Genomic DNA, 24,017 nt, shown 5'->3' with positions numbered 1-24,017 from the left:
GTGTCATGAATTTGGATATGTTTTTATCTCAGCCAATTCAGGATTCTCTGTTTTAAATAACGCAAGAAGCGCCCTTCAGATTCATGGAGGGCGCTTTTTTTACAGTTAAATATGTTCTTCATTCCTCAATCGTCTTCGCCGAGCTCGGCGTATTCTTGTTCTTATACACCCACATCGCATACTCCAGCGGGCGCACCAGCGCTTTGCGGTAGGTGCTATTGTCGCCGGAGCGGGCGAAGACCTCGCGGGCCGGCTTGGGGTTGACCTCCAGCACGTAGATCTTGCCCTCGCGGTCGATCGCGAGGTCGAGCGCCAGCTCGCAGAGCGCGCCGAAGCTGTCTTCGAGATAAGCGGCAGCTTCGAGCCCCAGCTTCTCTGCGTTCCGCATGGCCTTGTCGGCCCGCTCTTCGCTGCCGAGCCACTGCTTCAGCAGGGCCTCGGCCCGCATCGCATGCCCGCCGCCATGGAGGTTCGAGGTGACGCTGCGGGCAGCGCCTACCCGGCCGGCCATGCCGGTGAATTCCCAGAGGCCCTGGCCGTTCTTCTGCACGAGCATCCGGTAGTCATGGAACCGTCCGCTGGGCAGACGCAGCGGAATGCCCTGCTGGACGAGGAACCGTCCGCCGAGGCACCACTGGCGCACAATCGACTCCAGGCGGTTCAGCGACACCTTGCGGGGCGCGATGATCTGGCGGCTCTGGCGGCGTCCCTGGATATCGTAGAGGTGCTTGCCTTCCCGCTGCCGTTCAATCCGCAGGATGCCGCGTCCGCCGGTGCCGTTAACCGGCTTGACGTAGACGACCGGACTGAACTTCAGCATCCGGTGGAGATCGGCGGAAGACTGATATAGAAGAGTCTCCGGCATATGCTGCCGGAAACGGCTTTTCTGTGAAAAGGTCTGGTGAACCGTCCACTTATTACGCAGCGGGCGGTTCAGGAAGGTCAGGTGGTCATACCGCGCGCGGAAGCGCAGCAGCTGCTGGAACCGCTGGCTGCGCTGAATCCGGCAGCGGTCATAGATCATATTGGGGAAGGAGCGCCACCTGCGCGACCATGTTCCGCTTTTAACATCATAGACAAGCGCATGGATCTGTTCCTTGCTTACATGCACATCTGCGGGGGTAAAGACAAAGACATCCAGGCCAATCCTGCTGCCTTCAATAATCATCCTCCGGTACACGCTCTTCTCCTCAAGCTGTTTGGCGTCATTCAGATATAGCGTGAGGATGCCTAAGACGGGCTCTGGCACAGGAGTTCACCTTCTTGTGGGAGAATAGTAGGTCCGGCTGCAGTCCGGGGAGACCGCAGCAGCAGCGTGGGTTTGCCCGTAGGGCCGGTAACCAGGTCTACGGCGGCAAGCCCGCTGTTGAAGCACATTTTCAGGCTGGCCGGGTTATCGCAGGCCACATGGCATTCCAGCTGCCCAAGACGTTCCAGCTGCGCGGTAAGCAGGGCTGTGCCGGTATGCCTCTTGCGGTACAGGGGATGAACGGCTACTACACAGGCCTCCTTGCCGTAGCCGGAGACGAAGCTGACACCTGCGAGCTGACGGCCGTTCTGACCCCGTACAGTGGCAACGAGCAGCGAAACTCCCGGCAAGGCAAGCTGCTCCGGCGTCAGCCGGGCCAGCTGCCTGCAGCCGCGAAGCGTAATCCGCTGCTCCCCATACTCCCTCAGGAATTCAAGCAGTCCGGATAGTCTGGAATTCCACTGCACCGGGTTGCTGTCGTAGAGTGAGGATATCTGCATGGTGTCACTTCCTTTACGGGTTTAATTAAGGCTTGGTCTGGCGGGACAGATGCTGGCCATAATGAAAAATGCGTTCCAGCGACAGCTTACGGATCGCCGGCTCATCGAATTTCATCGGCCGGGAATTGGCCTCGAAGAACCACAGCCCGCCTTCTTCATCGACGCCGAGGTCCATTGACATCTCGCCCAGCATGGTGGCCGAAGCCCGCTCAATCTGCCGGGCAATCAGCAGCGCCGTAGTGGGGACATTCTTCAGGATGGCCGCCGCCTGCTCTGCTCCGAAGGTTCCCTCCAGCATGCTGGAGGGCTCTTCAATGCTGCCGCCGCGCGGCACATGGGTAGTGATGCTGCGGGCTCCGGCCAGCCGTGCGCCAATGCCGGTGACCGCCCAGGCGCCCCGGCCGTTCTTCTGCAGCAGCACGCGCAGATCGAAGGGACGCCCGTGGTGCGCAGCAAGCACAATGGCCTGCTGCACGATATAGCGGGATACCCCTTTTTCCCTGACGATTCTGGCCCACAGGCGTTCGATGGACGCGGCTTTGTAGGTTGTGTTCTTCTTGCCGCTCTGGATCTGCAGCCGGTAAGGCAGCATAGCATCCATCCGGTATCTCAGCCGCATAATCCCTTTGCCGGCTTTGCCGTTCTCCGGTTTGAGGTAGAGACTGTCGTGATTCTTCAGCATGGCCGTCAGGGTAGCTGCACTGCGCAGGCGGCGGGTCTTGGGCACATGCTTTGAGGTTGCTTTGGATTCCTTGAGCCACTCGAAGAGATTCCATTTATTGAAAAAGCTCGGATTGTACAGCTGGATCTCAGGATGCTCCAGACACTCCGCTATTTTACGGGCGACCGGTGCTTTCTCCTCTTCAACGCGGTTCGGAATCCGGTTATAAATCACCTGCGGCAGCGGGACAGGAATGGAGTACCAGAGCTTGCCGCTGGCAGAGGGGACGAAGCCGTTCACCATCCGCTCCTCCAGCTTCAGATCGCGGACGGTTACAACATATACCAGATAACCCATTTCTTTGCCGGTGCGGATAATATCGCGGAAGTTATTGCGGTTGCCGCGAAACTGCTTCAGCCGGTCACTGGTCGTCAGGATGGCGATAACAGGCTTGCCGGGGTCTGGGATACGGCTGTTCACAAGTCATCCCTCCTGCGGAATTTGCTGAGATACAGACAATGCTCCAGGATGTGCTCAATGGAAGCTTTGCCCTCAGCGCGCAGGGAGGGGTGGCGGAAGATAGAGCGTCCCGGTTTGGCATTGGCCTCGAACATCCAGATATCCTCATCCTGGTCAATCCCGAGATCAAATCCAATCTCACCGAGCAGATGCCGGTGCTGGATTTCCAGGGATTCAGCCAGCTTGACGGCTGTTGTTTTGGCGCGCTGCAGCACTTCATCCGATCTTGCACCGAAGACACGCCCCAGTGCCTGCTGCGGTGTAAGCAGGGCGCCGCCGTTCTTCAGGTGGGTGGTGACACTGCCCCGGCCGGCTTTCTTGGCCCCGATGCCGACAACTACCCATTGGTTGCTGCCGTTCTTGTGCATATGGAAGCGGAAATCAATCGGGCAGCCGTCAATCTCAATCAGCCGGATACCCTGCTGAACCACATAGTTCTGCAGGCTCTGTCCGTGACGGCCGCGCAGCATGCGCATCAGGCTGTCGAAGCTGGTGAAGCGCAGCAGCACATTCTTGCCGCTCTTACGGTAACGGGCGAAGTACCCCTTCTTCGGCAGGTAAGTCAGGCGGTAGATGCCGTGTCCAAGACTGCCTGCGGAAGGTTTGTAATAGACAAAGTGGTGGCGGTCCAGCATATCCCTCATCTGTTCTGTACTGGGGTTGCTGTGTGTTTCAGGCACGAAGCGGTTGGCGGCACCGTCATTCTCCAGCAGACGGTATACATCCGATTTATTGAAGAAGCTCCAGTTGAAATAAGGAATCTTCTTGCGTCCGAAACGCTCGCGCAGCTGGTTGATGTATGGGGAAGTCTCTGCTCTGCGGCTGGGCAGACGGTTGTAGACGACATCCGGAAGCGGCACTATTTTACGCTCGAATTTGCCGCTTGCACTCAGGAAATAGCCGTTGACCTGCTCCTGCTGCCAGTCGATGTCACGCGGCATGAAGGCGAAGATATAGCATTTGTTGCTGCCTTCGCGCAGCAGCTGCTTGATGAAGCCGGTACGGGAGCCGAAAGGCTGTGCCGCGGAGGCGGGCCCGTCGGAGAGTACGCCGACCAGCGGTCCGAGCTGGACCTCATCATTCTGCAGGTTGCGCAAATAAATGCCGCCTGATTTCGGAATCTTGATTGCGCTCTTCACTCCCGAGGCCAGGAAGAGATGCTTGCCGGCGCGTTTGATCGGCTTGATCATCGCCGGTATGGCATCCTTCCCAAGGCGCAGGCGGATGTTTTTCTTGCCGGATAATTTCAGGCTTTTCATCAGTTCACCCGAGACATAGACCACTCGTTGGGGCTGCTTGGTGAAATGCACATTGCAAAAAGTGAGACCCATTTATGAATCCTCCTTAGGAACCATTGATATCATTCTCCCGTTGAACGGAACTGCCTTTGAAGCAGCTTGTGGTTTGCTGCCAGGGTGCAAGCAGCAGATGAGATGACGCGCATAGCGCAGCGGATTCTCAGCGGCGAGCCTAGCAGCCCGGCGGTCGCCCGTCAGCCGGAACACCGTGCGCCCTGGTTTGGAATTAGCTTCAAGCAGATACAGTCTTCCTCCGGCATCGATGCCGAAGTCTAGACCGAGCTCTCCCAGTCTCCCGCAGGATTCTTCCAGCAGGGGAGGCAGGAGCGCGGCGGCTGAGATCAGCTCCTGATACAGGTCCCGGCCTGCTGCGCCGTATTCGGCTAGCAGGAAGGGCAAAGCGGGAACCGCGGTTCCCCCGCCGTGCAGATTCGAGGTAAGAGATCCCCGGCTGCCCAGACGAACGGCCATGCCGGTCAGGGTCCATGCGCCGGTGCCGTTCTTTTGCATCAGCACACGCACATCGAACGGCTGTCCCCCGCTGCCGGTGAGATGCAGATAAGGCTGTATGATATAGCGGTGCTGGCCGATGAAGCGGTGGATCCAGTTCAGACCTTCGTCCAGCGTACCGAAAACATATTGAAAAGGTTCATTCATCCGGTCTCTTCCCCGCACACTCACTCCGCCGCCTTCGCGTTTGCCTAGGAGTACTGCATGCAGGGTGCGTTTGCCGTGGGAGCCGGTTTTGGGTTTCAGGAACACACCGTATTCCCTTTCGGCCAGCAGGTTGCCGAGCGCCTTCCGTCCGCTGTAGACCAGCGTTTCAGGCAGCAGGGCAGCGGCTGCGTGGCTGCGCCGCAGAATCTCGTATACCCCCCATTTATCCGGCAGTCCGCGTGACCAGGGAAGCGACCGGGATAATACAGCCAAGGCGGCAGCTGCAGATTGCTTCTCCTCCGGAGTCCGGTAGAAGCAGCGGTTATACAGGATGTCAGGCGGAGGCGCCTGGGCAGGCACCCATTGTCCGCCTTGCCAGAGATATCCGCTGACTGAAGCGCCATCCTTCGCAACACCCTCCGGATGAAAAACAAGGACCTTCAGATCATACAGCGGGGCCGCCCGGCATAGATGACTGCAGAACTCCGGCTCTGCGATGGGAGGATTCCCGTGGCGGCGGTCTGTCATTATGCCAAGGAACCCCATTGCTGTTTCTGTCATGATGTCCTCCTTATAACCCGGCCAGATAGCGGCAGTATAGAATCATTTGTTTGACGGAGGGTCTGATCTTCTGGTCGTTCAGCGGCGTGTTGTCATTCTTGGAGGGCTTGGAGTTGACCTCCAGCAGCCAGATTCTGCCGGACTGGTCCAGCGCAAGGTCGATGCCCAGCTCCCCGAAATGCGCAGGGATATAAGTCTCTACGCCTCTGGCGATTGCCAGTGCTGCCCGGGGAAGCTGAACCTGGGAGCTTTCCTTCGCCCCGGGCGGGAGATTGCTTTTGCCGATGGCTTCCCGGACCGTACTGAGCGTCCCGCCCCGGGCGAGATTAGAGACAAAGTGATTACTTCCAGCGGTCCGGGCCACAATGGAGGTGACGCCCCATTTGCCGGTGCCGTTCTTCTGTACGAGTGCCCGGAAGTCCACCGGCCGCCGTCCAAGCTCCATCAGGGGCAATCCCTGCTGAATCTGGTAGCGGGTCGTTTTCATCTTCGGGGCAATGGACCCAAAAAGCTTAGTCAGACTGGGATAGCTCTGCTTGCGTGTACCCAGCGGTGTTGTTGACAGCAGCCGGTAGCCGCCGTCTTCCTTGGAGATGCGCAGAATGCCTTTGCCAAGGCTGCCGCGTACAGGTTTCAGGAACACACTGGGATAATTGCTGCACATTTTCTTCAATATGGCGAAGCCGTTCAGGGCATGCGACTCCGGCAAATACCGCTGCAGGGCGGGATCTTGCGCCAGCGCTTCGAATACCTCTGTCTTGTCAAGGAACTTTTCATTGAAAAAATGAGTTCCGTAGCGGGATTTTACATCCGCCAAAAAATGCTGTACGCTAGGTTTATTCTCTACCTTTCGCGTCGTCAGCCGATTGTTGATCACATCGGCCACAGGAAGACTCAGCTTCCGCCAGCCCTCATCGTATACCCAGCCCTGGATGGTAGTACTGCGCGTTTCCAGCGCTTCCGGGGTAAAGAAATATACATAGGCGCCCTGTGCATGGCAGGCATTGGTCAGTTCCCGGCAGAACATCGTGATCTGGCCGAACACTCTGTCGGGATGCTCGGGATGGTCCCGGCTCACCAGAACTCCAATCAGCGGCCCCAGCCGCAGATTGCGGCTGCCTGAACTATAGGAAGCGTTAAGCGTGAGGCGCTGCCTTAAGCCCAGCCGCCGCGCCAGCCCTTCACTTACGCGCAGGCTGTCGGATTTGGGAACCGGAATAACGGTAACCTCCTGCCGGAAAGAGCCGAAGGTAAGCTGGATTGTTCCGTGCGCCGGTATTTTGAGCCTCTTCATGGATTTTTCGCCTAGCATTACAGCGTTTTCCTGCAGGATGCCCGAGTGGACCGTTTGGACCGGGATCTTGAGTTGGGACATCGTGGATCTCCTTCCGGTAGGCAGCATGATGCCGGCAATATGAATCTTAAGGGTTACATATCATTCATCATATGGAGACATCTGACCCTTGGTGATTGACCTATTCTTTAAAAAGCCGTGCCGGGCGGATTAAATGTCCGGCGGCGGTGAAACCATTCAGCGGGTGGAGTACAGGTGCAGGCTACAGGTGCAGGCGCACAGACTGAAGTCTGGCCGCCGGAGGGGAAATAACGTGACCGCAAAATTTGGGCGGAAACACAAAACTTAAGCGTATGCTTCCGAAGCGAGTTTAGCGAAGAAACTCAGGGAGCCTACGCTAACTAAACATTCAGGAGGATTTCTAATGAACGTAATTGACAAAGCACATGAACTGGCGAGAGCCATCAAAGACAGCACCGAGGTATCGGATATTACCAGCGCAATGAAAGTGATCGAAGCAGATCCGGAGAGCAAGCTGATGCTCGACAACTTCCGTCAGAGCCAGATCGAGCTGCAGCAGCGGATGATGAGCGGAGAGATGCCTCCACAGGAGGAGATGGAGAAGATGGAGAAGCTGTTCGAGGTGCTTAACCTGAATCTCGGCATCCGCCGCCTGTTCGACGCAGAGCGCCGCCTTAGCGTGGTCATCGAGGATGTGAACAAAATCATCACCGACAGCCTGTCCCAAATGTACGGCGGACAACAATAAGCGCGATAGAAGGGGATTTCTCCTGATAACAGCAAGAGGGTGATTCCAGGGCCATTTGGCTCCGGAATCACCCTCTTTTTGATGCTAGGCTGGTTATTTCTAATCCTGTTTACCTTCAATGGCACAGAGCAGAATCGCGGCAGCTACGCCAATACGTCTGTCGAGCACACCTTTGCGGTCCTCGGAGAAGTCGGCGATGATTTTGGTGACAAAAGGGTTGAAGTTCTGCCGGAAGGCCGGGATGACCATATCGCCGATCTCCACATTATATTTTTGCGGAATTAGAGTAATGACACGCCGCAGCAGCGCCATGAACACACTGTCCTCTTTAATGAATCCGATCTCGTTATCGCCGGTGTCCAGAATTACCCATTCATCTTTGAAGATGGACTTCAGGCCTTTGCGGCGGAGTGCGCCCAGAGATTCCCCGGTCTCCGAATCATAGACATCATAGGTGGCGCTGAGATCTATCATTTTGCGGGCTTTAATGCGCAGCAGCTCTCTCTCCATGCTCTCGTCCGTGTACAGGGCTATATCCTCTTTCAATTTGAACGCTTTCATTTGCGAAAAGAGCACCAGCTCCTCCGAGCTGTTGTAAATATGCAGCTTCGCCCCCATGACGGAGAATACCTTTTTGCGGATTATGTACTCGGACTGGCCCCAAATGTTATTCAATGTAAATTCCTCCTCTTCGTGGCTCCATCATCTCACACCCCCGGCATTCAGGCTAGACTAAACCCGGAGGCAGCGAAATCAGCGGGATGAAAAATTAGCAACTTGTCTCATAATCCGGACCTGAAGTTCATAGAGTAGAGATATAGATTCAGATTCAGCCTGACAACCCTTTAGAACGAAGGAGCGGTTCGATAATGAAAAAAAGAAACAAATTCAAGCATTCCGTGTATCTGCTGGCGGCTCTGGCGATGCTGCTGTACGCGCTGCCGAAGCTGTCTTTTCAGAATGGCCCCGGCTGGGTACTGGGCTTCGGTATTGTCTGGTGTGCGTTTGCCTTCCTGGTGATTGCCTCGCACCTGCACTTTATCATCGGAGTGGATGAAGAGAAGCAGAAACGCCTGGAGGCGGTCCGCAAGGTTAAGCTGGAGCAATGGCAGGGCCAGTGGAACGAAGAAACCCGGGTGTCCCAGAGATTATAGAATTTGGCCGGGGTCTATAGGCAAGGTGCAGCGGCTCACCCCCTGTTTCGCGAAAGCTGCGGACTGGGGGTTTGCTGTGTTTGCAGTAATGTGGATGTGCGGATATACAGTGTATTTATGCTTTGTAAAATGATGTGTTATAGCTATATTCAAGGCTGTACTCATGCATACATTATATGTGTGTGGGCATAAGTGAGGCTGTCCCTTAATTGCCGCTGGTATCGCTTGTCATACAGCTGACATATCTCTTGAAAGAAGCATACCCGTTCTGTTGTACTCCGCTGTAACCAGCGTTATAATGGGTACAGAATAGTACAGATCGGGGTATGGGGGTGTAACAGTTGGAAGGTCAAGGCGATAACATTACAAAGCATGAACAACTGCTGCAGCATATTGAAAGTCTGAAGGTTGGAACGAAGATCTCCGTCCGCAAGCTGGCCAAGGAAATGGGCGTCAGTGAAGGTACAGCTTACCGTGCGGTGAAGGAAGCGGAGAATCTGGGAATCGTCATTACCAAGGAGCGGATCGGTACGGTCCGGGTAGAAAAAAAGCCGCGCAATATTTCTGATCAGCTTACGTTTGGGGATGTAGTTGACATTGTCGAGGGACATGTCCTCGGCGGAGCGGAGGGTCTGAACAAACATCTTCATAAATATGTGATCGGCGCGATGAAAGTGGATGCCATGATCCGTTATATCGATGCCGACAGCCTGCTGATCGTGGGTAACCGTGATGATGTGCATTCACTTGCCCTGGAGCAGGGGGCAGGGGTGCTCGTAACCGGGGGCTTCGGTACCAGCCGCGAGGTGAAGGCGCTGGCGGATGAACTGGACCTGCCGGTGATATCATCCCGGCATGATACGTTTACAGTAGCTTCGATGATTAACCGGGCGATTTTTGACCGGCTGATTAAGAAGAAGATTATGCTGGTGGAAGATATTGTGGAGGGCAAGCCGCGCCTGAATACGCTCAAAATCTCCAGCACAGTCGGCGAATTACGCGAATTGTCCCTGGCGAGCGGCGAGCAGCGCTTCCCGGTGACCGATGAGTGGAACCGGGTCATCGGCATCGTGGGCCGCCGCGATGTGGAGGATCTCGCAGAAGGGCAGAGCATCGAGAAGGCCATGATCCGCAGCCCGGTGACCGCCGCACTGCAGACCTCGCTGGCTTCGGCGGCGCAGATTATGATGTGGGAAGGGATCGACTTCCTGCCGATCGTAGACCGCAACCGCAAGCTGGTCGGGTCGCTGACCCGCAGGGAAGTGCTGCAGAGTCTGCGTGATGCCAGCAACCAGCCGCAGCTCGGGGAGACCTTCGATCATCTGATCTGGAACGGTTTTGCCGATGAGCGCGATGAAGAGGGCAAGCTGTTCTTCCACGGCTTCATCACACCGCAGATGGCGACGGATCTGGGGACGATCTCGGAAGGGATATTGTCCACGCTGATGACCCTTTCCGCATTTAAGGCGGCCAAGGACATCACCGGCAATGACTATGTGCTGGATAACATGTCCACCTACTTCATCCGCCCGGTGCAAATCGAGCATTCCATTATCGTCATGCCGAAGCTGCTGGAGATCAGCCGCCGTACCTGCAAGCTGGAGATTGAGATCAGCCATATGGAGACCATTGTGGCCAAGGCCGTCCTGATGCTGCAGTCGATTGACCACGGCTAAACCGCTCAAGTATATACATTCAGCAATAGTGTAGGCATACATGCAGTCTTCGCACAGAAAATGAATACAGAACGAATACAGACGAGTCAGAAACTAGTCAGAATCAATATAAACGAATTCAGATGAGTCGGAATCGAATAAAACGAATGCAGACGAGTCAGTACCGAATAAACGAATACAGACTAAATAGACCAGACTATCCTGTAATTACCGGGAGAGTACTCTGGTCTATTTGGCATTCGAGACTAATCGGGGTTATTCGGCAAGCCATGGAACAACTGGTTGGATTATGGCTGCGAGGCTAAGAAGCTGAACAGTTGAACAGCTGGACACTGAGTGGGAGACGGACTGGACATCTGGTCACATGGACATTGAGTGAGCGGATGACTGGATATCTGGACACATGGACATTGAATGGTCAACGGACTGTGACTATACGACGGACTGGACATCTGGTTACATGGACACTGAGTGGGCGACAGACTGGACATCTGGTTACATGGACATTGAGTGAGCGGATGACTGGACATCTGGTTACATGGATACTGAGTGAGCGACGGACTGGACATCTGGTTACATGGACACTGAGTGGGCGGATGACTGGATATCTGGTTACATGGACACTGAGTGAGCGGATGACTGGACATCTAGTTACATGGAGACTGAGTGGATAGGTATCTCTTATGAGCAGCGGGAGGCAAGTGGAAAAAGGGCATCTAATTGGCCCAAACTCCCCGATTTTGGGACATTAAGTGGAAAAAGGACAACTAATCCGCCGGAATCTGCACTAGAGGAGGAAAACGGACGAAATAAGTGCCTTTTTTCCAACTGCTCCCCTGAAAGGTACAGCATGGCTAGAAATAAGTGTACAATTTCCACTTCGCATAGATTCTACTGGAGAGCCGGTTGGGGAGATGCAGCGAATTAGCTAGCGATTCAAAGATAAATACCGATTCAAATAGCAATGCAAAGATTCAAATAGCGATTGAAATACCGATTAATAGCCGGATTCAGATACCCATTCAAATTCCCATTCAGATGGCTCAGATACCGTATACACTCAGCTCCCGCTCTCGCTGCGGAGCCGGCTGTAGTACCCGTGGCTGCGCAGCCCCGAGAAGATGTTGAAGATACCCAGCAGCAGAAAAGCTGCTTCAATGACAACATTAAGCGTCGAGCCGCGGAAGATGAACATCGACATCAATGAGAGCGTTACCAGCATTGCGCCGAGCAGCATGTTCATAATCGATCGCTTAAGCCCTTTGATGAGCGGGTCTGCGGCCCTCCTGGAGGAGTAACTATACATCGCGGCGCTGATCATAAAGACGACCAGGAGAACAAACAGCAGATACTTGATGAGCATAATCATGGACAGACAGCTCCTTAGTGGAAGGTGGGAAACGGTGCTTCGGCCTATCTCTACCATTCTATGATTTGCCCACTATTGTACCATGATTATGACTCAGGTGCGCTTATAAGGACCGATCTCCACCCAGATTTGCAGCACACCCTCCATAACGAGCATAGTGCGGATTCTGACGGTGTATTCCTTCTCGCGTACAATGTAGATTTTGCCGTCCAGCAGCAGGCGTGCCAGCTTCCCGTCCGAATCGATTTCAAACATGCTGCGCCCGCGCATCGGCTCCAGATCGCTGACCAGCTTCCTGAGGATTTCCTTAACAGTTACTGTATCCAGCACAGCGGTGCCTTCCTTAACCTTGCTGTCCTCGGTGCGGACCTTAATCTCCCGGATTACGGTGGAGGTATTGTTGTATTTTTTGAGCGTGTCAATGTCATCGCGGTACTCCTCGATCTGTATCCGGAGTTCCTGATTGCTTAGCCAGAGCACGTTGTACCCCATATGATAAATGGCGTTATATACCACGGCGCCCACAATCATTCCCAGCACAAAAACGGCAGCAATCTGCGAGAAACGCCGGTAGCGGTGAAACGGCGGCAGGCGCATGGATTCATCACCCCTTTAAATATATGAATGTATCTGCTCAGCGCTATCCATTATCCTTCTATTTCTCGCTGAAACGGAACCTGAAAGCGATACATAGTATCGCTGCTTCGGAAGCATTGGCTTGATTTAAGGACGGTTTACCCGTTTCTACTTGCCGCACACCCATTTGACTAGCTCACTGCCCATATGAGCGCCCAGAAAGGCGAAGACCAGATAGAGAATCTGCTTGATGGCGGGGGAGAGGTTGCCTCCCAGCATGTTGCTCTCAATGACCCGCATCGGGTCGATCGTTCCGCCGACGGCGGCGGCCAGCGCCCAGATTTTGATCCGGTCGGCGATATCCAGCATGGTGTGCGTAGGCGGCTGCAGGGAGACCACGGCTCCTATCCCGCCCAGCAGGGAACCGCCCAATACAATGCCGAAGGCGATGAAGAAGTCGAGGACGGCTTTGCTCAGGAAAATATTCATCATAAGGCTCCTTCCCGGTCCAGGCAATTGCTAATCCGCTGCCTGTCCTTATGCTCTTAATCCATTCTATGGGCGGTTCCCCCTCTAATATGATAAAATAGTTTCATCTTATGTTTTGATTTTGGAACTGAAGGGAAGTGGGGATAATGAGCCCTTTCGTGCATTTGCATGTGCACAGCGAATACAGTTTACTGGACGGGGCGGCGCGCATTACGGATCTGGTGCGCCGGGCCGGCGAATACGGCATGAAATCGCTGGCGCTAACGGATCATGGAGTGATGTACGGGGCTATCCCTTTCTATAAAGCTTGCCAGGAGAACGGCATCAAGCCGATTATCGGCTGTGAAGCTTATTTGACCGCAGGCTCGCGCCGTGAGCGGGGCAGCCGCAAGGATCAGCCGATCTATCACCTGATTCTGCTGGTGAAGAACGAGATCGGCTACCGGAACCTGATGAAGCTGATCTCCATCGGCCATCTGGAGGGCCAGCACTACAAGCCGCGGATTGATATGGAAGCACTGGCGGCGCATGCCGAGGGCATCATCTGCCTCAGCGCCTGTCTTGGCGGAGAGGTGCCGCAGCATCTGCTGCATGGGCGTGAGGAGGAAGCGCGTAAGGCGGCGCTGCGTTACAAGGAGATTTTTGGCGCGGACTTCTACCTGGAGCTGCAGGATCATGGGATGCCTGAACAGAAGCGGGTGAATCCGAAGCTGATTCAGCTTGCTGCCGAGCTGGATATTCCCCTGGTGGCTACGAATGACGTGCATTATATGGACAAAGAAGATGCCGAGGTTCAGGATGTGCTGATCTGTATCGGCACAGGCAAATCTGTGGATGATGAGGACCGCCTGAAGATCGGCACGGATCAGCTGTTCTTCAAGAGCGGCGAGCAGATGGCCTCGCTGTTCCCGCATGTGCCGCAGGCGCTGGAGAACACGCAGCGGATTGCAGAAGCCTGCAATCTGAAGCTGACGTTCGGCAATCATATTCTGCCGGAGTATTCCCCTCTGCCGGAAGGGCTGGATGCCGCCGCTTATTTGCGTGAGCTGTGCCGCAGCGGGCTGGAGGAGCGCTATGCGGATACGCCGCTGTGGGCATCTCCGGAGCAGAAGGAAACGGCCGAGAAACGGCTGGCCTATGAACTGGGCGTCATTGAGAGCATGGGATTCAGTGATTATTTCCTGATTGTCTGGGATTTCATCGCTTTTTGCCACCGGAATGGTATTGTTACCGGCCCGGGCCGTGGTTCCTCGGCAGGCAGTCTTACAGCATATACGCTGAAGATTACGGATGTAGATCCGCTGAAATACAATCTGCTCTTCGAGCGTTTCCTGAATCCGGAGCGGATTACGATGCCCGATATTGATATTGACTTCAGTGACGAACGCCGTGATGAGGTTATTGCCTATGTGGTGGACAAATACGGCAAGGAGCATGTGGCGCAGATCATCACCTTCGGAACGATGGCGGCAAGAGCAGCTGTACGGGATGTAGGCCGTGCGCTGAATCTGCCGTATAACGAGGTGGACAAGGCGGCGAAGCTGATTCCGGGCCAGCTCGGCATCAGCATCACCCGGGCGCTGGAGAGCACGCCAGAGCTGAAGGCTCTGTATGATACCAATCCGAAGACCCGAGGGCTGCTCGACATGGCGATGAAGGTTGAAGGCATGCCGCGTCATGCATCAACGCATGCTGCCGGAGTGATCATCTCCAAGGGGCCGCTGACCGATGCCGTTCCGCTCCAGGCGGGCAGTGAGACTACAGCGCTGACCCAGTACTCCATGGAGCATCTGGAGAGTGTAGGCCTGCTGAAGATGGACTTCCTGGGGCTGCGGACCCTGTCGATTATTGAACGCTGCATGAACTGGGTGAAGGAAATGACCGGCAGCGTCCCTGATTTCCGCTTCATCCCGGATCATGATCCGCTGACTTACGAGATGCTCGGAGCAGGCGAGACCACCGGCGTGTTCCAGCTGGAATCTGCGGGTGTACGGCGGGTGCTGAAGGATCTGAAGCCCAGCGGTTTTGAAGATATTGTCTCCGTGGTGGCTCTGTACCGTCCGGGTCCGATGGAATTTATTCCGAAATTCATCGGGGGCAAGCACGGGGAGTTCGAGGTTGTATATCCTCATGCTGATCTGAAGCCGATTCTGGCTGATACCTATGGGATCATCGTCTACCAGGAGCAGATCATGCAGATTGCCTCCCTGATGGCGGGGTTCTCGCTCGGCGAAGCGGATCTGCTGCGCCGGGCGGTGTCCAAGAAGAAGCGGGAGACGCTGGACAAGGAACGCAGCCACTTTGTGGAGGGCAGTCTGAAGCAGGGCTATCAGGAGGCAGATGCCAATGAGGTGTATGACATGATCGTGCGGTTTGCCAACTACGGCTTCCCGCGTGCCCATGCTGCCGCCTATGGCGTGCTGGCGTTCCAGACTGCGTATCTCAAGGCGCATTATCCTGTGCAGTTCATGGCAGCAATGCTGACCGCGGTTATGGGAACCCACCGCAAGGTGGCAGAGTATGTATTGGAATGCCGTCGCAGCGGGGTCGGCGTGCTGCCGCCCGATGTTAACGAGAGCGGCGTGCTGTTCACCCCTGTACCCGGCGAAGGCAGCGGGCATATCCGCTTCGGACTGGCAGCGGTCAAGAATGTCGGGACGCTGGCGGTGGAGAATATTATGGCGGTCCGCAAGGAGCGTCCGTTCGATAGCCTGCTTGATTTCTGCCGCCGTGTCGATCTGCGCGTCTGCAACAAGCGTGTGATTGAATCACTGCTGCAGACAGGCGCCTTCGACCGTCTTCCCGGCCACCGGGCCCAGCTGCTGGCTATGCTGGATGAGACAGTCGATGCGGCAGCGAAGTGGCGCAAGGAGCGCGATGAGCTGCAGATCCAGCTGTTCGATGATCTGATTGAGACGCCGAACTGGGAAATCCGTTATCCGGATATCCCGAAATTCTCCGTGACCCAGCAGCTGGAGCTGGAGCGTGAGCTGCTGGGCCTGTACCTGTCCGGCCATCCGCTGGACGACAATGCGGCCCTGCTGGAGGAGCCGGGGATGCAGAAGCTGATGGATCTTGGCGAAATGGCAGACGAGAGCATGACGGTGACAGCCGGCATGGTCGTGTCGCTCAAGGAAATTACGACAAAGTCCGGCAAGGCGATGGCCTTTGTCGAATGGGAAGACCAGATCGAGCGCTGCGAGGTCGTACTCTTCCCCGAGGTGTGGAAACGCAGCCGCGGCCTGATCGAGAAGGGCGCGCTGCTGGCCCTGCGCGCCAAGGTGCAGCAGGAGGACGAGGGCTTCAAGCTGCTGGCCGAGGAGGTGGCACCGCTCACCGCGGACAGCGTGCGCGGCCTGCTGCAGCGCCGCAGCGCCGCAGGCGCCCGGCCCGCCTATGCGGGCCGGAACGCCCCCGCAGGAGCGCCTGCGGCAGCTCCTGCAGCCCGTACGGGCGCCGGAAGCCCCGGCGCCCGCAGCGGCAGTGCAGCTGGCGCAGCCGCTGCACCGGGCACGCGCACACCGGCGGCACAGCCGCCCGGTGCGCGCGCTAACGCGGCCGCTGCGCAGGCCGCGCCCCAATCCCCGGCCGCGTCAGCTACGCGGCCGGGAAGCCCTGCCCCGCTGCGCACGGGGCAGCCCGCTCCTGCTGAGCGCTCCGCAAGCTCAGAGCAGAGCACCCAGCGTGTCTTCATCAAGATCACGCCGGGCGCTGAGCTCAAAGGTCTGCTGCCGCGCCTCCAGGCGCTGCTGCAGACCCACCCGGGACCAGCCGCGACGCTGCTGTTCTACGAGCGCAACCAGAAGGTGCTGGCGCTCAGCGACAGCTACCGGATCGAGCCCTCGGAGGAGCTGTTTGCGGCAATAGAGAGCATGCTGGGAGCCGGAACCGTCAGGATCAGGTAGTAACGGCTTGCCGTCCTCTAAGGAGGTTTGTGCTTAGGAAGCAGCGATACAACGTCCCCCTTTCAGGTATCCGCTTCAAAGGTATGTGGTTCAACCCAATAAGTAACGGATCAATCGCCGTGGGGTTAGAGGAATACGTTCATTGCTTACACTAGATTCGCTGCCGGCAGTATAGAGACTTCCAGGTAAGCACTGCAGACAAGAATGTTGTACGTTTTGCAGCTTTGATTCATAATTAGCCGGGTATACGGGAGAATTGTTGTATCAAATACAGGAATTCTCCCGCCAAGCCGCCTGGACAAGAGGAATTGCTGCCTTTTATACAACAATTTTGGATTTGAACCGGTTAAATGAGGAAAATGTTGCACGTTGTGCAGGATTCTGCAAAGTAATCCGGTCTCTGCCGCAAAAAGCGGATGAACCGGGGAATTTCCATAAAGCTTAAACATATTTTCTTATATTTAAAATAAGCACATTTCCGCCCTTTTCCGCATACATTAGGGAACCACAGGGCATTGTCCCGTGCGGAAAGGGGAATCACATCATGTCCTATCAATTGGCAGCAGACCTGCTGGAGCGCCGGGGAGTTTCGCTTGATTCTATCGCTGAGATCGTATATATTCTGCAATCGGCCTATTATCCCGATTTGACTGAGGAAGAGTGCCTCGTAAGCGTCAAGGCGGTGCTGGGCAAAAGAGAAGTACAGTACACGCTGATGACAGGTGTCGCGCTGGATGAGCTGGCGGAGAAGAAGCTGCTGCCGCAGCCGCTTCAGGCAGTGCTGGAGGCGGATGAATCGCTCTACGGGGCGGACGAGACTCTGGCGCTAGGCATCACGGGTGTATACGGAATGATCGGGCTGACAGGTTTCGGTTATCTGGACAAAATAAAGCTTGGAATTATCGGCAAATTGAATGATGATAAGGGTAGCATTCATGTATTTCTTGATGATCTGGTAGCCGGGATTGCAGCTGCGGCATCGGCCAGAATTGCCCACCGCCACGAAGGGGCGAAGGTCTATTCTCCTGCCTCCGGAGAGGCATAATTGCAGCTCCTGCATTTGTTGGAAGCGGCCTCCCGGTCAAGCAGCCATCCTGCCGAGCCTGTTGCGGGAAAAAAGAAAACTGTGTTATCATGATTCCATTATATACAGGATACGGCTGGGATTTGAGATTAGGGAGGCCTTGCAGGGCATGTGGACGGTAATCTATATAGCGCCGACCGCCAAAGTGGCGGAGATGATTCAGAGGAAGCTTACGGAAGAAGGATTTCTGATAAAATGCCGTCCGATTAATATGTCCAAGCAGCAGTTTGAGATTCTGGTTCCTTCAGGAGAGCTTGAAGAAGTGCAGGAGGTCCTGAATCTGATTCTGCATCCTTGAGATTTACAACTTAGAGATACATGAGCGGTCATGACAGCGGCAAGCTGCTATCTACGCAAATAAACGGCTGAAGAGGTGCGACCCTTGTTCAAAGATTTATTTCAGAAAAAACGGAAGTACGCGATCATTCCTTCAGAGCGTCTGGAGCGAAGTGGCGGACCGGCGGAAGGCGAGCGCCCCAAACGTGAGATTCCCGAGGGACTCATGAACAAATGCAACAAATGCGGAACGATCCAGTACAGCAAGGAACTGGAGAAGAATTTGAAAATATGCCCATCCTGCGGCTATCATATGCGCCTGAACGCTTCGGAACGGATTGCGATGACGCTGGACCCTGAAGGGTTCATTGAGTTTGACAGCGAAATGGCATCCGTTGATCCGCTGCAGTTCCCCGGCTATGCCTCTAAGCTGGAACAACAGCAGTCCAAAACAGGACAGGTTGAAGCTGTAATCACCGGCCAGGGTACTATTGGCGGCCATCCGGTGATTGTAGCGGTGATGAACTTTGAGTTCTTCTCCGGGAGCATGGGGTCCGTAGTCGGCGAGAAGATTACCAGAGCGGTTGAAGAAGCAACAGAGCGGAGACTTCCGATGCTGATCTTCTCTACTTCGGGCGGAGCGAGAATGCAGGAGAGCATACTCAGTCTCATGCAGATGGCGAAGACAAGTAGCGCACTGGCCCGGTTCAGTGAAGCCGGAGGCCTGTATATTTCTATAATTACTGATCCGACCACAGGCGGGGTGTCGGCGAGTTTCGCCAGCCTGGGTGATATTATTATTGCCGAGCCCGGTGCGGTATTCGGTTTTGCCGGCCGGATTGTGATTGAACAGACGATCCGCCAGAAGCTGCCGGAAGATTTCCAGACAGCAGAATTCAATCTGCAGCACGGCCAGCTGGATATGGTTGTGCACCGCAAGGAAATGCGCTCCACGTTAACCAAGCTGCTGGAGCTGCATGATGTGAAAGGGGGATTTTAGGTTGGCAGGAGAGTTGCCTTTTGAAATGCCTCTGGTAGAAATGCGCAAGAAAATTGCTGAACTGAAGCAGTTTGGCGAAGAGAAGGGTATTGATTTCAAAGATGAGGTAGCCCGTCTTGAGGAGCGTTACCACATCCTTGAGAATGAAGTATATTCGGATATCTCCCCGGCCCAGAAGATGCATCTGGCCCGGCATCACGGCCGTCCGACCTCACTGGATCTGATCGGACTTATCTTCACCGATTTCATGGAGCTGCATGGCGACCGCCTGTATGGTGATGATCTTGCCGTAGTCGGCGGAATCGCCAAGCTGAACGGCCGTCCGGTCACCGTAATCGGACAGCAGCGCGGCAAGGATACGAAGGAGAACATTCTGCGTTTCTTCGGCAGCGCGCATCCGGAAGGCTTCCGCAAGTCACTGCGTCTGATGAAGCAGGCAGAGAAATTCGGCCGTCCGATTATCACCATTGTCGATACCAAAGGGGCTTATCCCGGCAATACGGCAGAGGAACGCGGACAGTCCGAAGCGATCGCCCGGAATTTGTACGAGATGTCTCAGCTGGCCGTACCGGTCATCTGCGTCGTTATCGGCGAAGGCGGCAGCGGCGGTGCCTTGGCTTTGGCCGTGGGCAACCGGGTCCTGATGCTGGAGCATGCCATCTATTCGGCGATCTCCCCCAACGGGGCGGCGTCCATTCTGTGGAAGGATGCCACCAAAGCGGAGCAGGCAGCTGAAGCAATGAAGATTACGGCGTCTGACCTGCTGGAGATGGAAGTGATCGAGGAGATCATTCCTGAACCCAAAGGCGGGGCACACCGTGACTACGAGGCAACGGCAGCGGCAATCAAGGATGCGGTATGGCGTCATTTGCAGGAATTATCCGTGATGGATTCGGCAGAACTTAAGGAAGACCGTTACCTTAAATTCCGCAAAATCGGCGAGTTCTCGGAGTCCCTCCAGGAACAGGATGCGCCTCAGGAGGAAGTGCAGAGTGTAGAGTAATCTGCACTTATCATTTGCACTTTCTGACATATTCCAGTGTATTCCTGTCCGTAAGCCGGTCGGAATACTTTAACCATTTATTCCCACCCCGATCATCCCGCCGACTTTGCGGGGTGATTTTTATTTTGACGGCATTCTTATAAAATTCGACTTTAATTTACAGCAAAAACAGGCACTAACATTGATTTTGTCTTCAACTTGCAGTAATATTCATAAGGGCGCAATAAAAGGTACATGTGACTACATGTGATAAAGTTCCTATACAGAGAGCAAGCCTTATAGTAGATTTTGTAGTTGGAAAAAGTGAGACAGAGAGAACGAAAAAACGGAGGAAAACCTAATGCGGAAAAGTAAAATTGTATGTACGATCGGACCTGCAAGTGAATCGTTGGAGAATATCAAAAAATTGATTTTGGCTGGTATGAATGTGGCCCGTCTGAACTTCTCCCACGGCGATTTTGAAGAGCACGGTGCCCGGATCAACACGATCCGTCAAGCTTCCAAAGAACTTGGCAAGACTGTTGCCATTCTGCTCGACACCAAAGGACCTGAGATTCGTACTGGTAAGCTGGAAGTAGAACCGATTGAACTGGTTCAGGACGAATACCTGACATTGACTACGGAAGAAATCCTGGGCGACCAGAACCGTATCTCCATCACGTATAACAACCTTCCTAACGATGTTCAAGTTGGATCGACTATCCTGATCGACGACGGCCTTATCGGTCTTACTGTTGTCGACATTCAAGGCACCGAAATCAAGACCCGTATTGTTAACGGCGGTACAATCAAGAGCAAGAAGGGCGTTAACGTACCAGGAGTATCCATCTCCCTGCCGGGTATTACGGAAAAAGACACCAATGATATCGTTTTTGGGATCGGACAGGACATCGATTTTATCGCCGCTTCCTTCGTTCGCAAAGCCAGCGACGTTCAGGAAATCCGTGCATTGCTTGAGAAGCACGACGCTTCCCACATCCAAATCATCTCCAAAATCGAGAACCAAGAAGGTGTCGATAACCTTGATGAAATTTTGGCAGCTTCCGACGGCCTCATGGTTGCCCGCGGCGACCTTGGCGTAGAAATTCCTGCTGAAGATGTGCCTCTGGCTCAGAAGCTGATGATTCAGAAATGTAACATCGCCGGCAAACCGGTAATCACAGCTACCCAAATGCTGGATTCCATGCAGCGCAACCCGCGTCCTACCCGCGCTGAAGCGAGTGACGTAGCGAACGCTATCTTCGACGGAACAGATGCAATCATGCTGTCCGGTGAAACTGCTGCCGGGAAATATCCGGTAGAATCCGTACTCACAATGTCCCGCATTGCTGAGAAGGCAGAATCTGCCCTGAACCACCGTGAAATCTTCATGAAGCAGCAAATTGCTCAAGAAACTACGGTAACTGAAGCGATCAGCCAATCTGTAGCGATTTCCGCTCTGGATCTGAACGCTAAAGCTATCATTTCTTCGACTGTAACTGGCCACACTGCACGCGTGGTTTCCAAATACCGTCCTAAATCACAAATCATTGCTGTAACTACCCAGGAAAGAACTATGCGTCAGCTGGCGCTGGTTTGGGGCGTAACTCCAGTATTCGGCAAAGAAGCTACTTCGACTGACGAATTGCTGGAAACTGCACTTCAAGGCGGTAAAGCTTCCGGTCTGGTAAAAGCCGGAGATCTTGTAGTCATTACTGCAGGTATCCCGCTGGGCCGTTCCGGTTCCACTAACCTGGTGAAGGTAGACACGATTCCAGCCGACTAGGATTTGGAAGAGGTTCTGCAGCATTAACAGAATACACCTATTAGAGCAGTGGCGTTCTTAGCCGCTGCTCTTTTTATTGTGCAGGAAAGCATAGCCGTTTCCACTTGCGGGTTGATATAAATGGTGCAAATGTATATATTGAATTGAGAGTTTTGAGAAACCGGGCAATCAGGTTCTTGTAAATATAGGGTTTCTGGAGTACACAGCAGGATGGCTTTTGCGGTAGATCCGCCGGACCGAGAAGGAATCGCCGCGGGGACCCGGCAGAGTCGGCACGGCCAGCAGCGTTTTGTTCTGGACCATAATTCCGCCGTCTTGAGCCTTGAGCTTGGGACTGCATCCGTTAACCCGGCAGCAGGTGAATCTTACCAGTGATACCTTGGACAACGGTGCGATATTCTGTCCCACCTGGGGAGCTTCCATGATCCATTCGGCAGAGGTTTGCGGCCCCTGATAGCGCTGGACTGTACGAAAAACCCAGTTTTTGCTGAGATTGCGCAGAGTGATACACCATTTACCCGGACTGAGCTTGACGATAGAAGCGCGCATATGGTCTCCGGGAGATACAGGCAAGGGGATAACGGTCTCGGCAGCGGGCAGAATTTCCCACCAGGCATAGTACCGGACGGTTCCGTTTACCGATTCATGGCCGGTTCCGGTCTGAATCAGGCTGCTGTTCCGGAAGCCGTCGATGCCGATCCAGGCCGAAGAATACGTGGCTTTGACCGTAGGTTTTACATAAGGGACGATCCAGTCGGCCGATATCCGCCGGTAAGTGCCTTTTTTGCCCGAGATGGCATAACCGCTCCAGTTGCTGGATGTCCAGCCGAAGCCTGAGCTGACGGCTCTGCCTGTGTTGAGTTTATCTTTCAGACAGGGTTTGCTGCTTAGCAATCTATTGACTTGGCCCACTTGTCCACCGCCTCATAATATGTTCTGCTCTATTTAATGCGGTAAGAGGCTCTTAAGGTTGGGTATTCTGTTAAAAAGGAAGAGAGAGGACTTATAACTCCAATGGAAAAAATATCGAAGCTGCGCGGGTTTTATCTGTTTCTGGGACTCGCCGGGGGCTCCTTCGGCTCTTATCTGTCACTGCTGCTCAAATCGAACGGACTTAACGTCAGCCAGATCGGCATGCTGATGGCTACGGGCACACTGATCGCGATCTGTGTCCAGCCCCTATGGGGAGTGATCTCCGACAGATATAACCAGGCGCGGCTGGTGCTTCTTCTGAGTGTGGCGGTTCCGGCGCTGCTTGCGGTGCTGTACCGGTCGGAGTATTTCATTGTGCTGATGCTGGTGTACACGGTATCCACGATCTTCTCCTCCACACAGGCTCCTATTGCCGACTCTTACGCCATAGCAGCGGCGAACAGAGCCGGATCGACTTACGGCAGCATCCGGATGATGATGAGCATAGGAGCCGCTGTAGGAGCCATAGCCGGGGGGCAATATGTATCTAAATTCTCGGTATCCACGATCTGGCTGCCGTTTCTGCTGCTGAATGCCGTTGCAGTGGCGATTGCCTTCACCCTGCCGAAGCAGGCGGAAGAGAATCACATGATGAGCCAGTCCTTCTCCCAGGGCGTCAAAAAGCTGCTCGGCAACCGTATATTCCTGGCCTTTCTCGGGGGAAGCTTCCTGGTGAACCAGACGATGACGGCGTTCGGTACTTATTTCGTCCTTGCCTTCCAGTCGGTCGGCGGTTCGACCAGCTATGCCGGGATCGCCCTGTTTCTGGCGTCGATTACTAACGTTCCCTCCATGTTCTTCGCCTCCAAGGTTATCCGCAGGCTGGGCATGGAGCGGACGCTGCTGCTGGGTGCACTGATCTATGTGCTGCGCTGGGGGATTCAGGTAGCCTTCCCGTATCCATCGGTCATGATTGGGGTACAGGTGCTGCACGGCCTATCCTTCGGCTTCTTTTATATTGCTGCAGTTGAATATGTATCGAAGATTACCTCTGCGGAGATGCAGGCGACGGGACAAAGCGTATTTAACATCGTATTCTCCGGCTTTGCCGGTATTCTGGGCAATCTGCTGAACGGAATGCTGCTGAATCAGGGCGGGGTCGGCCTTATGAATCTGTCCTGTATGCTGAGTGCGGCGGCCGGCGCGGCTCTGTTGTTCTATGTCGCCCGGAGCTCACGCAGCAAGCTGCCGCTGAAGGCCTCTTCCGGCGGAGTCAGCGCTTAGCTGCCCGCCTGCCATT

Annotated in this window: 21 protein-coding genes; 10 read left to right on the top strand and 11 right to left on the bottom strand. The window is 54.7% G+C overall.

The window, feature by feature from the left end; all coding sequences use genetic code 11:
• Positions 1-118: 118 nt before the first annotated feature.
• The 6 genes from MHI42_RS09790 to MHI42_RS09765 are packed head-to-tail and all read right to left on the bottom strand — an operon-like array spanning position 119 to position 6,820.
• Positions 119-1,249: a YheC/YheD family protein gene (locus MHI42_RS09790; protein WP_342423643.1), complete on the bottom strand. Its 1,131-nt coding sequence runs from the start codon at positions 1,247-1,249 to the stop codon at positions 119-121.
• Positions 1,231-1,749: an N-acetyltransferase gene (locus MHI42_RS09785; protein WP_171718654.1), complete on the bottom strand. Its 519-nt coding sequence runs from the start codon at positions 1,747-1,749 to the stop codon at positions 1,231-1,233. Before MHI42_RS09785 ends, MHI42_RS09790 begins: the two co-directional genes overlap by 19 nt.
• Positions 1,750-1,774: 25 nt before the next feature.
• A complete protein-coding gene (locus MHI42_RS09780; protein ID WP_342423642.1) occupies positions 1,775-2,890 on the bottom strand; it encodes a YheC/YheD family protein in 1,116 nt (371 codons plus the stop codon).
• Positions 2,887-4,260, bottom strand: a complete 1,374-nt coding sequence (locus MHI42_RS09775) for a YheC/YheD family protein (RefSeq protein ID WP_042135395.1) — start codon at positions 4,258-4,260, stop codon at positions 2,887-2,889. The genes MHI42_RS09780 and MHI42_RS09775 overlap by 4 nt, the downstream gene beginning before the upstream one ends.
• Entirely contained in the window at positions 4,261-5,445 is a 1,185-nt protein-coding gene (locus MHI42_RS09770; RefSeq protein WP_342423641.1) for a YheC/YheD family protein, read from the bottom strand.
• A gap of 10 nt (positions 5,446-5,455) precedes the next feature.
• Positions 5,456-6,820: a YheC/YheD family protein gene (locus MHI42_RS09765; protein ID WP_171718651.1), complete on the bottom strand. Its 1,365-nt coding sequence runs from the start codon at positions 6,818-6,820 to the stop codon at positions 5,456-5,458.
• 343 nt (positions 6,821-7,163) lie between these two features.
• Here MHI42_RS09765 and MHI42_RS09760 point away from each other — a divergent pair, with 343 nt between their 5' ends.
• Positions 7,164-7,508 (top strand): YlbF family regulator, encoded by a 345-nt coding sequence (locus MHI42_RS09760; RefSeq protein WP_042135401.1) that lies wholly within the window; start codon positions 7,164-7,166, stop codon positions 7,506-7,508.
• 99 nt (positions 7,509-7,607) lie between these two features.
• Here the strand turns inward: MHI42_RS09760 and MHI42_RS09755 are convergent, their stop codons facing one another.
• Positions 7,608-8,183: a hypothetical protein gene (locus tag MHI42_RS09755; RefSeq protein ID WP_171718650.1), complete on the bottom strand. Its 576-nt coding sequence runs from the start codon at positions 8,181-8,183 to the stop codon at positions 7,608-7,610.
• 194 nt (positions 8,184-8,377) lie between these two features.
• Here MHI42_RS09755 and MHI42_RS09750 point away from each other — a divergent pair, with 194 nt between their 5' ends.
• Together MHI42_RS09750 and MHI42_RS09745 are read left to right on the top strand one after the other, a co-directional pair.
• Complete coding sequence (locus MHI42_RS09750; protein WP_171718649.1) at positions 8,378-8,662, top strand: hypothetical protein; 285 nt, start codon at positions 8,378-8,380, stop codon at positions 8,660-8,662.
• A gap of 341 nt (positions 8,663-9,003) precedes the next feature.
• Positions 9,004-10,338 carry a DRTGG domain-containing protein gene (locus MHI42_RS09745; RefSeq protein WP_042135406.1) on the top strand — a complete coding sequence of 445 codons (1,335 nt, stop codon included), beginning with the start codon at positions 9,004-9,006 and terminating at the stop codon, positions 10,336-10,338.
• A gap of 1,060 nt (positions 10,339-11,398) precedes the next feature.
• Here the strand turns inward: MHI42_RS09745 and MHI42_RS09740 are convergent.
• The 3 genes from MHI42_RS09740 to MHI42_RS09730 all read right to left on the bottom strand — a co-directional run bounded on the left by MHI42_RS09740 (position 11,399) and on the right by MHI42_RS09730 (position 12,772).
• Positions 11,399-11,707 carry a YtpI family protein gene (locus MHI42_RS09740; RefSeq protein WP_342423640.1) on the bottom strand — a complete coding sequence of 103 codons (309 nt, stop codon included), beginning with the start codon at positions 11,705-11,707 and terminating at the stop codon, positions 11,399-11,401.
• 93 nt (positions 11,708-11,800) lie between these two features.
• Positions 11,801-12,304 (bottom strand): hypothetical protein, encoded by a 504-nt coding sequence (locus tag MHI42_RS09735; RefSeq protein WP_171718647.1) that lies wholly within the window; start codon positions 12,302-12,304, stop codon positions 11,801-11,803.
• 147 nt (positions 12,305-12,451) lie between these two features.
• Positions 12,452-12,772, bottom strand: coding sequence for a YtrH family sporulation protein (locus MHI42_RS09730; RefSeq protein WP_039309559.1), 321 nt, complete (start codon positions 12,770-12,772; stop codon positions 12,452-12,454).
• 146 nt (positions 12,773-12,918) lie between these two features.
• On the opposite strand from MHI42_RS09730, the gene MHI42_RS09725 reads away from it, so the two are divergent.
• The 6 genes from MHI42_RS09725 to pyk all read left to right on the top strand — a co-directional run bounded on the left by MHI42_RS09725 (position 12,919) and on the right by pyk (position 21,805).
• Positions 12,919-16,677 (top strand): DNA polymerase III subunit alpha, encoded by a 3,759-nt coding sequence (locus tag MHI42_RS09725; protein WP_342423639.1) that lies wholly within the window; start codon positions 12,919-12,921, stop codon positions 16,675-16,677.
• A 544-nt stretch (positions 16,678-17,221) separates the two neighbouring features.
• Complete coding sequence (locus tag MHI42_RS09720; RefSeq protein WP_039307658.1) at positions 17,222-17,722, top strand: phosphatidylglycerophosphatase A; 501 nt, start codon at positions 17,222-17,224, stop codon at positions 17,720-17,722.
• A 148-nt stretch (positions 17,723-17,870) separates the two neighbouring features.
• Positions 17,871-18,059: a hypothetical protein gene (locus MHI42_RS09715; protein ID WP_036700684.1), complete on the top strand. Its 189-nt coding sequence runs from the start codon at positions 17,871-17,873 to the stop codon at positions 18,057-18,059.
• Positions 18,060-18,143: 84 nt separating this feature from the next.
• On the top strand, positions 18,144-19,037 hold the full coding sequence (gene accD / locus MHI42_RS09710) for an acetyl-CoA carboxylase, carboxyltransferase subunit beta (protein ID WP_342423638.1): 894 nt from the start codon (positions 18,144-18,146) through the stop codon (positions 19,035-19,037).
• 1 nt (position 19,038) lies between these two features.
• The gene (locus MHI42_RS09705; RefSeq protein WP_171718645.1) at positions 19,039-20,040 is read left to right on the top strand and encodes an acetyl-CoA carboxylase carboxyltransferase subunit alpha; all 1,002 of its coding nucleotides are present in this window, start codon (positions 19,039-19,041) and stop codon (positions 20,038-20,040) included.
• 340 nt (positions 20,041-20,380) lie between these two features.
• Positions 20,381-21,805, top strand: a complete 1,425-nt coding sequence (gene pyk / locus MHI42_RS09700; RefSeq protein WP_039307670.1) for a pyruvate kinase — start codon at positions 20,381-20,383, stop codon at positions 21,803-21,805.
• A 168-nt stretch (positions 21,806-21,973) separates the two neighbouring features.
• Here the strand turns inward: pyk and MHI42_RS09695 are convergent, their stop codons facing one another.
• Positions 21,974-22,717 (bottom strand): G1 family glutamic endopeptidase, encoded by a 744-nt coding sequence (locus MHI42_RS09695; RefSeq protein WP_052421761.1) that lies wholly within the window; start codon positions 22,715-22,717, stop codon positions 21,974-21,976.
• A gap of 102 nt (positions 22,718-22,819) precedes the next feature.
• Between MHI42_RS09695 and MHI42_RS09690 the strand changes: the two genes are divergently transcribed.
• A complete protein-coding gene (locus tag MHI42_RS09690; RefSeq protein WP_042135415.1) occupies positions 22,820-24,001 on the top strand; it encodes an MFS transporter in 1,182 nt (393 codons plus the stop codon).
• The last annotated feature ends 16 nt before the right edge of the window (positions 24,002-24,017 follow it).

The sequence above is a fragment of the Paenibacillus sp. FSL E2-0178 genome, from assembly GCF_038593005.1.
Lineage (GTDB): Bacteria > Bacillota > Bacilli > Paenibacillales > Paenibacillaceae > Paenibacillus_AQ > Paenibacillus_AQ phytohabitans.
The sequence above is the reverse complement of the archived record's forward strand: the minus strand, read 5'-3'. Positions and strand labels throughout refer to the sequence as shown.